This window comes from Cognatundibacterium luofuense, assembly GCF_018139685.1.
GTDB classification, from domain to species: domain Bacteria; phylum Pseudomonadota; class Gammaproteobacteria; order Burkholderiales; family Burkholderiaceae_D; genus Undibacterium; species Undibacterium luofuense.
On sequence record NZ_JAGSPN010000007.1, the window covers coordinates 21,847 to 34,057 of the forward strand.

Genomic DNA, 12,211 nt, shown 5'->3' on the forward strand with positions numbered 1-12,211 from the left:
ACCGTTTGCTCACCTCTAAAATGATGAGTTAATTGATGCAATAGCATCAACTTTCTGACTGTAAGATCTTTTTACTTTATTTCAAGACTTTAGCAATTGGGGAAGGCTAAAGACTGGCTGGGGATTCTATCGACGAAAGAAGTTATCTTAAACGGGACTTCGGAATTTTCTGAACAGATTTTGAGGAATTATTCTTACGAGATATCCCATCAGGCTTCAGGGAAACATTTACAGGTTCGAATAGCTCCGACAAAGTTATACCAAGCGCGAAGCATAAATTTGCCAAAGTTAAAACTGAAGGATTTCCGACACCTCGTTCGATCTGAGAAATGTAAGTTCTATCCACTTCCGCATCAAACGCCAACACTTCCTGCGACTTGTTAGCCGCAATCCGAACCTTTTTAAGGTTTTGACCTATCGCCGTACAAACAACATTACGTTTATCAGCAGTTTCTTTCTTGTTCGCAGCATCCATGGGCAGTAATGATGCCCATCTGCCCCTCAACACACGACGGAATATATTCTACGTTTACTTGTCGTTTATATTCCACATATAATATTTAAAAAACATCACCTTCAAGGAATTTCAATAATGATCAAACTTGCTATAACAATCACATTTATTGCAACATTGATTTCAGGATGCTCTTCGGAACCTCCCATAGGCGTAGAACTAAAATCTCGCGTTACGCATTACCCGCCAATGGGCGATGCATTAACAACAGAAATTCATGTGTCCGCCCAAGTAGATTCGATCAAAGTGAATTCAATTGTCGTTAACCGCGGGAATTGCAAGGCAAATGGGCAAGGAAAATTATTGAATTTTGGGGAACATGCAAAATTCGAAGTCAACGGATATAGCTGCGATGTGAAAGAAATTGAGGTCGACACAGAAGAAGGCAATTTCAAATTTACTTTCTAAATCCACCTTCAATATCCGCAGGCGATACAGCCACATGATCAAACTTTACCGTCTAGCGATAGATCGAATCACGTTTAAACAAAATCGTTAACCGTATAAATTTCACATTTAAAAATCATGCACTCAGATATTCATACGCCAAAGTCAGATAGTACATCCGTCTCTTCAGCGACCTTCAACATTCACTTTACAGGACTGCGGCAAGACGTAGACGCTTCTCAAGCAACAATCAGATTGGCTAGCTTATTCAAAATCCCCGTTGAACAAGTCGCAAGCTTGGTGGCGCTTCAGGGATTTATGATCAAAAAGTCTGTATCAGAGGGGATAGCGCAAAGCTATCGACAAGCGATTGAAGCTGCCGGAGGTGTTTGCGAAATTCAACCCGAGATCCAGCAACTTCAGCATATACCAGTGGATTTATCGCCATCGATGGGCTCTGGCGAAACGACGACTATCGAAATCGACCACCCCGATGGGCGTTCAACAAGCAGCGTAAACCAATCAGAGTCAAAGCCGATGGCAAAAATAAGGCACGACACTGAGCCCAATGCAGCCGAACTGAAAGACCAAATCAATACCAAGACATGGCATTTCGTGCTGCTCACCGCTGCTACGGTCGGCATCTATCCGCTGCTATGGCTAACCCGTCATCATGAAATTTTTAACAAAGTCACAAAGAAACAGACAGTAAGTATGCCGATAATTGTTTTTTTAGCAATTTGTATTGGCATTAGTCTCGCATTAAACGGTACACGAAACCAAACTGGCATTTTAGTTTTTTTAGCAACTTATCTTCTTACTGTAATTCTCTACTTGGTATTGGCATTTCGTGCAAAGCGCGCATTACAGGAGTACGCGTTAAATACACTCAAGATCGATCTCAGAATGTCGCCCGTTTATACCGTCCTTTTCACGTTGTTCTACATCAACTACTGCATTAACGATATCCCTGAAGTTCTGCGTCGCCAACAAATCTTGACCAATCAGCGTCCAACATAATGCATTCAACGACAATTTTTCCCGGAAGATCACTTTCATGCATCGTCTAGTTCTCGCACCTATTCTCGGCTTTTTCACCATATTGACCATCACGGCATGCCAGTCCAAACCACCTACTTGCGGAGATGAATCCACGCAAACCGAATTGCGCAAAGCGATTATCGAGGAAATTGAAAAGAAGGCGTCTCAGTTACCTTTTGGGGAGCACCTGGCGACCAATCAAAATTTTCAAATTTTTTTGGCTGGTATAAAGATCACTCTGAGTGAGATTACTTCTGATGGCTACAACGCTGAAGCAAAAAAATATAGCTGTCAAACAAAAATCAACATTTCTGGAAGTGGTATACCCGATCTCCCATCTGAAAAGATCTCGTTCTCCAACCAGTCGACCGAAGACTCTGGTCCGCCTGGTTGGGTGCTGCAATTGAACGACAATACGCCATTAGTCAGTAAATTAGCGCAAATCGCCCTTAACGTTTCATCCGCTCAAAATTCCTCGAATGGGCAGTCAAATTTGCCATTTGTCGAAAGGTTATATTTGGCACAACAGGCTGCAAAAAATACGGACAGTTCGCAGAGTGTAACAACCCCTTTTGGCACCCTCTCCATCAGCGATGAAAAGAAATTGCTGTTTAACGGTGTTCCCACTGATCCAGTCCTTGAGGGTAATAGCAACCTGAGTTTTCTGGATAAAAAGTCGTTAAATGGTCAAAGCGTGATATTGGTGCAAAACACTGGTGGTACTGCTTGTCCGGCGACTTTTACGTTTGTTCAATTGTCTGCTGCAGGTGCCAAATTATCGAAGGAATTTGGTACCTGCTCAGATCTTTATCAGCTAGAGCAAGTTGGAGGCAAACTGACGCTCACCCTACCCGGCTTTACCGGACCTTACGAGCCGGAAAGTGCGCAGCAACAGGCCGCCAAAAAGAAGGTCATCTATACCTTAGAAGGTGGTGTCTTGAGTGAAGATGGAAAACCAATGTAAGCAACACTTGCATTTGCATCACATTTCACCAGGTCGCTCTATCAATCATTTCTCCTTTAAATTCAGCAGCGCACAATCTCGTGAATTCATATTTTTCAAAACAAGCACTGGTGACTTTATTACAACGTTACCAGACGTCGGACATGTATATCGCAGACCGATTCCCACCGCAAAAATTGCAGAATGCGGTGGCCTATTTTCCGATACCCCGTCAATCCGTAATTGTCGGCCTCATTGACTGCACCGTCTTCGGTTCGTGCAAGGTTGGTTTGGCAATTACACTTGACGGATTCATCTGGAAAAACGATTGGGCCACAGAGACGCATCAGACTTCGCTAACCTGGGATCAATTACTTCAGTGTGAGAATACGTTACGCGCCGTAAATTCAGACATTGAATTTTATCCTGGCATACGTTTTGGTATGGCCGGCTGTTCAATGACACCAGCCGCGTTTATTCAACTATGTTTAGCAATCATCGACTTGCTCTCTCGACAAACTGAATCGCAACCTGTCCAAAATGAGGATCAGCAACTTGATGAGCAATATTTAATTTTCATTGGTGCGATCGCCGTACTTCTCGCTAAATTCGCTAAGATCGACGGCGCTATTACACAAAATGAGATTGAATACATTGAAGAAACATTCGATGAGCTCAGTGGTGGAGACCCATCGACCAAGTCGATGCTCATCACTATTTTTAATAAATCGAAGGATGAGCAAGTTGACATTAATGAAGTACTCGAACATTTGATTTCGAACATTCCTTGCTCAGAACCCGCAGAGAGCCAAGACATGCTCCTCTCACTGTACGTAACACACTGGGAGCTTGCGATGGTTGATGGTAAGTTAAGTGCTATCAAACATGCACTACTACAAGAGCTGCCTAACATGCTCGGCCTTCCGATGTCTGTTTATCACAATGCATCCAAACAGTTTCTGGGCATACAAAGCTCGGAGAACAAAACCCAATCGCGCCAGACTCAAAACACCTCCGACTTACATGCGAGTTATTTTGCTTTACTCGGCTGCAATCCAAATTGCACAGATGATGAACTTCGAATGGCATATCGTCGGAAAGTATCCTCACTTCACCCTGACAAATTGCAATCCAAAGCGCTAGCAGATGAATTGTTGCAATTTGCTAATGAGCAGGTACAAAAAATCAACCACGCATATGCTGAAATCGTGAAGTATCGCAATCGATAAGCTACTGCAGTCTTTACAAAAAAGGATAAACCTTGAATCTTAAACAAAAATTTGTATCCGCCTATCTGGTCATTGCAGGGCTATTCGCGATATACAGCTCTTCGTTCGGCGCCACCAGTCACAAAGGTTTTTTTTACAACTTGGGTGGTTCCCTATTTTGGCCAGCAAAACTTTTTCCAGAACTGGGTAATGTTGTCTCTACAATCGCGATTGTATCGGGTGTGATTCTTCTGATCATGTTTGGGAAGAAATAATCAATCCAAAAGCTTCTATCAATAGCAAACTATTTTTTCCTGTATTTTTGCGAGCCGATAAGTGCGGACAGGCACTACCCTATCGGCTCGCAATTTTTTGACCCATTTACGTCAGTTGGCGTGGTCGCCCTTTCTTGGTGACCATCGGAGCACACTGTCCACGACGTAATAACTTGTACCTTTCCGCCCCCTTCGGCTTAAAAAATTGATCATTTTTCAATAAGTAATTCAGGACCTTCTCCAACAGGTTCTTGCGCATTTCTTGATCAGACCAATGTATAAGTCCAATTCCGCAAGTTCCTTGCTGAACAAAATCTTGGATGTGTGCATTGGAGTTCCAATACACCCCCGCGCCCTTAGTAATTTCATTTTTCCAATATTCACCAATTTCCTTCGCCAGATAGACGTGTGACCCGCCATGTCGTTCTGAACCGTTAAAGAAGAGCAAGGCATGAAAATGAATATCTTTCATGACCCCTAATTCTGTTTTAACGATGTAACCTTTCATCCCGTCAAACAGTTTGTTCGAGCGACGATTAGCAAGCAAATGGTCTAAATCTGACGACGCCCTGTCAAGATTTAGCGCCACAGCTTGTTTAACTGCATACCCCAGATCGATCCGGATAACGATCAAACGATCGTTATGCTCAAATAGGGTATTGATGTATTTAGCATAGTCTTGATAGCGCACTCTGCTTTCACGTTGTCGTGCCGATAAGAGCGCCTTGAACGATCGAGTCTGAAACCTACAGTTCAGCGACCACACAAGCTGATGATACATTTCCTGATTCAGCGAGTTTTCAACAAATTCGTAGCTCCGCAATATCTCACGACCAGGCCCCGACATCATCGAATACACTTTGAACACACCTAAATCACGGCATAGATCAATCAACACGTTGAGTTGGGGGGAATATACATATTTGTTTGGCAATCCTGCAACAAGGCGTAAGTACTTAGAAAATTCCTGGTATTGAGAACTAACCCATTGCTGACACTTTCTATTTTGCAAATCCTCATCTTTCAGAGCAGATAAATGAGATAAAAATTGTTCGACTTCCGAGAGAGACGCTGCCATTTGCTGTGGTTCATTATTCTGAGTATCAATCCCCAACAATTCCTCAATAAGATTGATATGCATAACTTTATTTTCGAGAAACATTTTTCACCTTTTTAGTTAATAAAATCCACCATTAAATTTCATTTCTTCAACGAATTCCAATAGGAAAAAACCTTCCTTCACCGAATCTTCTTCATGATTGGTTAAATGAAATATTTTATAGATTTGGATGCTTACTAATAGCTAATTTGTGAGCTCAGATGTAAGCGAGATAGGGAAATAGAAACTTAAGAATATCGCAATTTACTTCTAGAGGCCTGCTAAGCAGTACCGCTTCAACCAGCAAAGTTAATCAGCGAATATATTTCAATACTTTAAATACGAAGCTATATTAGCAACATAGATAATCCAACTCAAATTTTTAATAACATAAATAACCGAAAATAACGATTACACTTTATCGACAAATACAAATGAAATTTATCTTCTCTCATTCGAATTAACACATTAAATCAAAATTTATCGACATACAGAGTTAGCACATAAGATTCAATTAAAAACATCGCCTCTGGATGCAATGATTCGTCCTTGAATCCAGGCCATTACCTCCACCTCTAACCATGCAACGCTGCCACGATTCGTTGGCGATAATGAAATTGGCCTTGGAAATGTTTTATCAAATTGTTTACAGTTTGGATTCAGTCGACCGTAAATACTGCTTCTTTTCAAACCAGTCAGTGCTTCTACTTGAACACGCCTAAGCAATCGAATTTGGGAAGATGAACTCATGAAAACTCCTAAGAATTGAAAATTGTAAAGACGAAAAAATTATCGTCACAACATCAATCTCGATATTTTTATTTAACAGATAAAAACCATTCAAAAAAATCAACCCAACGCCACTTAAACTTTACGACACCCAAAAAACCATCAAAAATATCGCACCACCTTGCCCCCTCAAAAACAATTGTAAAACGCGATGAAATTCATAATTAATACAAAGTAAAAAATCATGCTTAAACTTTCCTCCCTATGCAACTCAAACATGCTTTCACTTGTCCATGTACCGTTTTATTCGCATAGCACAATAACTCAACCAATAAAAATACATACCGTTGTGACACACTTCATAAAAAACTAAGTTAATCAGAACTTCCTTAGATGCATCACCCAAATATGTGATCCAAATCATCTATCTTCGCAACGAGCGCTAATGAACCAGAACCACCATAGATTGCATGGTGAACTGAGTTAGTTTACATGCTTGAAAACCTCCAATTTTTAAGTATTACTTAAGGTAAAATTTATGTTTTCCATAGATAAAATTTGGTATTTTTTTGGTAAGTATTAAGATTTTTTTGTATATTTTTAGATTTTTCTAGGCAGATTTTTAGCACATGTTACAATAGAGATAATAAACTCCAGTCATATCATGGTATAAAATTTACCCAACCAATTTTAATTAATAAATTATGATAAAACCTGATGGATTACCATACATTCCAAAAAGAATCGTTATCGAAGAAAAAAGGGAGAAAAAAAGAATAGCGAGAATTGAATCAAAAGAACAATTCGAGTTGGCACTCAACCAATTTTTAGATACAAAAAAGTATGAGAACTCGAAGGCCGGATCCAAATTAAATTTAGGTGATGGATTAAGCTTACATGTAAGCAAAAATAAAATAATGAAATTTTATTTCATCTACTGCATACATGGCTCAGGAAGCACATCACCAATTGGAAAATATCCAACGATAAGTTTTGATGAAGCAAGATCAAACGCAGACGAGCTAAAAAAAGAGCTACTAGAAGAAAAGGGGAATTCCGCAAAATTGAAATTTAGGCAAAATATAAAGAATAAATCAAAAAAATTAGAAATTGAAAAATCAAATGAAAATGAGATTCAAAAATTAAGCAAAATATTTTTCGCCCTAATAAAAAACATTGAAAAAATAAAAAATTATTACGAACTAGAGATAAACGCAGCAATTTATTTAATATTACATTTTCCGGAATATGGCATCGAAACACTAAGAATGCAGAAGGATCTTTTTAAATGCCCACCATTTATTCGGACAGTATTACAGAAACATGAGTATGATTATATTGACGACATCCTGGATTTCAAAACAAAATCAATAATTGCAACAAATTCAAATGGCGCAGATGTTCGAGATTGCCTAAAAAACGTACTAATTAGTTTAAATAATATTTATCGTAACAATGAAGACGATGGAATTTATTTTTTCCCGAACATGAAAGATAAAAGCGAAAAAGAAATTCATGCCGAATTAAACAATTACATTTCAACTATCTGCCCAAATACAAAACTAGACTTCAATAGCCTTCCAAATATTTTTCATAATTACTTAATTTATCACAGCGGATTCACTGACGAATTCATCAATTCAATTTTCCAAAAAAATCAATTTGGCGGAAAAATTTTTGGGCATGACCACGAATTTTATCGCCATCAAATTAAAGCACTAAGATCTTGGTGGCATGAAAGACTTCTTGACATTTACACTAAGAGCTCACAATTGAATTTTTCTAACACTTTCTAGCAACATATCTCTCAAAGACAAACCATTAGTAACAAAAAATTAAAAATAATGGATAATTATCTTTCGAAGAAATATCCTTACTATATTTCACTATGTGGAGTGAAATAAAAATAAATCACGGCGCATGTCAATGCATTATTTGAGGGAGGAAGTGTTTTCCTGCACATGAACAGGTACAGGTTTAAAATTTTTGGAGGGATGAGCTGAACTCAAGAGGTCGTTAGTCTAGAACTAACCGGGAACAATGCACTCGATAGGAGCATTTTCTTTAACAATCCGAGCAGAACGTTCAGCGCTGGTCTTGTCCCGCCACATCAATGGCATACCAAGTGGCATACCAAGCGGCATACCAATCAACTCGAGAAACAAAAAAGCCCTTGAAAATCAAGGGCTTATTGCATTATCTTGGCGGAGAGGGGGGGATTCGAACCCCCGATAGGTGTTACCCTACGCCTGATTTCGAGTCAGGTACATTCAACCACTCTGCCACCTCTCCGGCTTGGGTTGTTCGCTTTTGCGAAGCCTCGCATTATAGCAAGACATTGCCGGCAATTCAATCTCAGGCGTCTTTTTCCGTTTGACTGTGCGGAAACCGCTGCTGAAATATTGCGGTCATAAAACTTGCATATAGTTTTACCTCAGAGAAACAAGTTTCGGATGGGGTTGTTTATGGAAAGCACATTGTATGCACAAGACCGTGGTGTGCTTCAGGATTTACTGAATTCGGCGGCGATTGTCAGCGCGCCGCCGCAACCGTCGCTGCACCAGCATCTGAAAGATATCGTTCACCACCGCCAGCTGACCGCCCGCTTCCAGCCGATTATCGAGATGAGCGACGGTACCATCCTGGGGTACGAGGGTTTGATTCGCGGCCCTTCAGATTCGCCTTTGCATTCACCGATCAATTTATTCAAAACCGCAGCTGATTTTCAGATGACGGTGACAGTGGAACATTTGTGCCGCCAGATTGTGATGGAGCAGTTTGCCGCGCAAAAGCTGCCGGGCAAGCTGTTTTTAAATGTGAGTCCGGAAACCCTGATGCAGCGTGATGCGCGTTATGGCGAAACGCTGGAATACATTCATCATCTGGGTATTGCACCGGATTCTGTGATTATTGAGCTGACGGAAAATCAGCCAACCCACGATTATGCGCTGCTGGCGGATGCGGTGATGCATTACCGCGATATGGGTTTTGAAATTGCGATTGATGATCTGGGCGAGGGTTTTTCCAGTCTGCGGTTGTGGTCTGAGCTAAAACCGGATTACGTCAAAATTGATATGCACTTCATCCAGGGCATCCATCAGGACCCGGTGAAAGCGCAGTTTGTCCGTTCGATACAGTCGATTGCAGAAAAATCCGGTACCCGCGTGATTGCGGAAGGCATTGAATCACATCAGGAATTGCTGACGCTGCGCGATATCGGCGTGGCTTGCGGTCAGGGTTATCACATCGCCCGCCCTCACCCGCGCCCTACGCATTCTGTCTCTGCGGAGGTGGCAAAGGTGCTGTCTGCCAATCAGTGGGCGCAACGTAAAAGTACGCCGAAAGTGCAACATACGCTGATTGAACGCATTCTGCGCGACGTGCCGTCAATTCCGTCCACCATGCGTAACCGCGATGTCGAGACCATGTTTCTGGAAAACCCGAAGCTACAACTGATTCCGGTGGTGGATGACGGCGTTCCGGTCGGCATTATCAATCGCTATCGCTTAATCGACAGTTTTGCACGTCCGTTTCAGCGCGAAGTTCAGGGCAAAAAAGCCTGCAAAATCTTTATGGATGAAAATCCTGTGATTGTTGACCGCTGCACGACGATGCAGGAAGTCAGTCAGATCATCGTTGAAGCGAATCCGGATCATCTGATTAACGGCATTATCATCACCGAAAACGGCCAGTACGCCGGCATTTGCACTGGCCCGGATCTGATGCGGGAAATCACGCAAATGCAGATCAACGCGGCGCGTTACGCGAATCCGCTGACTGAATTGCCGGGTAATGTACCGATCAATGAGCATATCGACGAGTTACTGGAAAAGGAAATCGCGTTCTGCGCCTGTTATTGCGATCTGGACCATTTCAAGCCATTCAATGATGTGTACGGCTATCGTCGCGGTGACGACATCATTCAGATGACCAGCGCCCTGTTAAAGCGCCATTGCGATCCGAAGCGCGATTTTATCGGGCATATCGGCGGCGATGACTTCATTATTTTGTTTCAAAGCGACGACTGGCATCAACGCTGCGAGCAGATTCTGACGGAGTTTGCGGAAGATATTCAGAACTATTACAGCCATGAAGATCTGGAGCGTGGTGGTTATCTGAGTGAAGACCGGCAAGGCACACGGGTTTTCTGCCCGTTGATCAGTTTGTCGATCGGCGCGGTGAAAGCCAGACCGGGTCAGTTCTATACCCATCACCAGATTTCGATTGCGGCAGCGGATGCGAAGAAGCAAGCCAAGAAGGTGCGCGGCAACAGTTTGTTTGTCGATCGCAGGCAGGATGGCTCGCAGACCTGAGCAGCATCTTCGTCTGCGTATCAGCGAGCTGCACTAGCCCGTCGTTTCGCGGATACAAAAAGCCCGTCTCGCTCCGGCCTGACGGGCTTTTTGTTGCCAGCTATTGTGCAGCTATCGTCATTTCACATTTCCGGAGAGCCGGACTTTCTGCCGACGACCGCCGGATCGCTATGCAAAACTCCGCATTTGAGGCATTTTTGACCTGAAAATGGCTGCCAGGCGGCTGCTAGGCTGCTCCGTCACCCTTCCCTGCCAGAATCACTAACACCACAAACAAAAAGCACCGTTTTGCAGTAGCAGAAACGGTGCTTTTTTGGGGGCACTGCGCCGGATCAAGCGCAGTTCAGCCGGAATGCTTCAGCAATTAAGCCGCTGGCGTCAGTTTTTCCAGACCGCCCATATAAGGACGCAGTACTTCCGGAATGATCACAGAGCCATCGGCTTGCTGATAGTTTTCCAGTACAGCAACCAGGGTACGACCGACTGCCAGACCGGAGCCGTTCAGTGTGTGTACGGCTTCCGGTTTGCCAGCCGCGTTGCGGTAACGGGCTTGCATACGACGCGCCTGGAAGGCTTCCATGTTCGATACGGAAGAGATTTCCCGGTAAGCGTTTTGCGCTGGCAGCCACACTTCCAGATCGAAGGTTTTGGTGGAGCCAAAGCCCATGTCACCGGTACACAGCAACAGGACGCGGTATGGCAGACCCAGTTTTTGCAGAACCGCTTCTGCGTGCTGCACCATTTCATCCAGCGCTTGCATGGAGGTTTCCGGTTGCACGATTTGCACCATTTCTACTTTGTCGAACTGATGCTGACGGATCATGCCGCGGGTATCACGACCATAGCTACCAGCTTCGGAACGGAAGCATGGTGTATGCGCAGTCAGTTTTACCGGCAGTGCTTCTGCTGGCAGAATTTCATCGCGTACTGTGTTGGTCAGCGACACTTCAGCAGTAGGAATCAGGTACAGGTTTTCGCCGTCACCTTCCTGGCCGCCTTTTTTCACCGCGAACAGGTCTTCTTCGAATTTCGGCAACTGGCCGGTACCGCGCATGGAATCTGCATTCACGATGTACGGTGTGTAGACTTCGGTGTAGCCGTGTTCGCCGGTTTGCAGATCCAGCATGAATTGCGCCAGCGCGCGGTGCAGACGGGCGATGCCGCCTTTCATCACAGCAAAACGGGAACCGGTCAGCTTGGTCGCAGTATCAAAATCCAAACCCAGACCTGCGCCGACATCGACGTGATCTTTGACTTCAAAGTCAAAGGTTGGCACCGTGCCAAAACGGCGTACTTCAACGTTACCGGTTTCATCCTGACCAACCGGTACGGATTCATGCGGCAGATTCGGGATATTCAGCAGGAAAGCCTGCATTTTTTCCTGCACTTCGGCCAGACGCACTTCCGATGTTTTCAGTTCATCACCAATGCCATCCACTTCGGCCATCACGGCACTGACGTCTTCGCCCTTACCTTTGAGTACGCCGATCTGTTTGGACAGATTTTTACGTTTGCCCTGCAATTCTTCGGTGCGGGACTGAATCTGCTTACGCTCAGACTCCAGCGCATTGAATGCTTCGGTATCCAGTTTGAACTTACGGGTTGCCAGACGCGCGGCAACATTGTCTATATCTTTGCGTAACAGTTGAATGTCTATCATGATGATCTGATATCAGCGACTAAAAATCTCGAATCCGGTATT

11 protein-coding genes and 1 tRNA gene are annotated in these 12,211 nt (G+C 43.4%); 7 read left to right on the top strand and 5 right to left on the bottom strand.

Features of this window, described 5'->3' with window-relative positions:
* Window positions 1–142: 142 nt before the first annotated feature.
* On the bottom strand, window positions 143–475 hold the full coding sequence (locus tag KDM89_RS10615) for a helix-turn-helix domain-containing protein (RefSeq protein WP_212687914.1): 333 nt from the start codon (window positions 473–475) through the stop codon (window positions 143–145).
* Window positions 476–592: 117 nt separating this feature from the next.
* Here KDM89_RS10615 and KDM89_RS10620 point away from each other — a divergent pair, with 117 nt between their 5' ends.
* The 5 genes from KDM89_RS10620 (at window position 593) to KDM89_RS10640 (ending at window position 4,368) form a co-directional block, all read left to right on the top strand.
* A complete protein-coding gene (locus tag KDM89_RS10620) occupies window positions 593–922 on the top strand; it encodes a hypothetical protein (protein ID WP_212687915.1) in 330 nt (109 codons plus the stop codon).
* A gap of 234 nt (window positions 923–1,156) precedes the next feature.
* Entirely contained in the window at window positions 1,157–1,921 is a 765-nt protein-coding gene (locus KDM89_RS10625) for a DUF4234 domain-containing protein (protein WP_212687916.1), read from the top strand.
* Window positions 1,922–1,958: 37 nt separating this feature from the next.
* On the top strand, window positions 1,959–2,906 hold the full coding sequence (locus KDM89_RS10630; protein WP_212687917.1) for a hypothetical protein: 948 nt from the start codon (window positions 1,959–1,961) through the stop codon (window positions 2,904–2,906).
* 80 nt (window positions 2,907–2,986) lie between these two features.
* A complete protein-coding gene (locus KDM89_RS10635) occupies window positions 2,987–4,114 on the top strand; it encodes a TerB family tellurite resistance protein (protein WP_212687918.1) in 1,128 nt (375 codons plus the stop codon).
* Between the two features lie 32 nt (window positions 4,115–4,146).
* A complete protein-coding gene (locus tag KDM89_RS10640; protein WP_212687919.1) occupies window positions 4,147–4,368 on the top strand; it encodes a hypothetical protein in 222 nt (73 codons plus the stop codon).
* Between the two features lie 106 nt (window positions 4,369–4,474).
* Here the strand turns inward: KDM89_RS10640 and KDM89_RS10645 are convergent, their stop codons facing one another.
* Window positions 4,475–5,530 carry a YagK/YfjJ domain-containing protein gene (locus KDM89_RS10645; protein ID WP_212687920.1) on the bottom strand — a complete coding sequence of 352 codons (1,056 nt, stop codon included), beginning with the start codon at window positions 5,528–5,530 and terminating at the stop codon, window positions 4,475–4,477.
* A gap of 447 nt (window positions 5,531–5,977) precedes the next feature.
* Window positions 5,978–6,217: a helix-turn-helix transcriptional regulator gene (locus KDM89_RS10650; RefSeq protein WP_212687921.1), complete on the bottom strand. Its 240-nt coding sequence runs from the start codon at window positions 6,215–6,217 to the stop codon at window positions 5,978–5,980.
* A gap of 683 nt (window positions 6,218–6,900) precedes the next feature.
* Between KDM89_RS10650 and KDM89_RS10655 the strand changes: the two genes are divergently transcribed.
* Window positions 6,901–7,992 carry an Arm DNA-binding domain-containing protein gene (locus KDM89_RS10655; protein ID WP_212687922.1) on the top strand — a complete coding sequence of 364 codons (1,092 nt, stop codon included), beginning with the start codon at window positions 6,901–6,903 and terminating at the stop codon, window positions 7,990–7,992.
* A gap of 406 nt (window positions 7,993–8,398) precedes the next feature.
* Here KDM89_RS10655 and KDM89_RS10660 read toward each other — a convergent pair.
* A tRNA-Ser gene (locus KDM89_RS10660) sits at window positions 8,399–8,488 on the bottom strand.
* A gap of 173 nt (window positions 8,489–8,661) precedes the next feature.
* Here KDM89_RS10660 and KDM89_RS10665 point away from each other — a divergent pair.
* The gene (locus KDM89_RS10665; protein WP_212687923.1) at window positions 8,662–10,509 is read left to right on the top strand and encodes a GGDEF domain-containing protein; all 1,848 of its coding nucleotides are present in this window, start codon (window positions 8,662–8,664) and stop codon (window positions 10,507–10,509) included.
* A gap of 364 nt (window positions 10,510–10,873) precedes the next feature.
* On the opposite strand, the gene serS is transcribed toward KDM89_RS10665, so the two are convergent.
* A complete protein-coding gene (serS, locus tag KDM89_RS10670; RefSeq protein WP_212687924.1) occupies window positions 10,874–12,169 on the bottom strand; it encodes a serine--tRNA ligase in 1,296 nt (431 codons plus the stop codon).
* Between the last annotated feature and the right edge of the window lie 42 nt (window positions 12,170–12,211).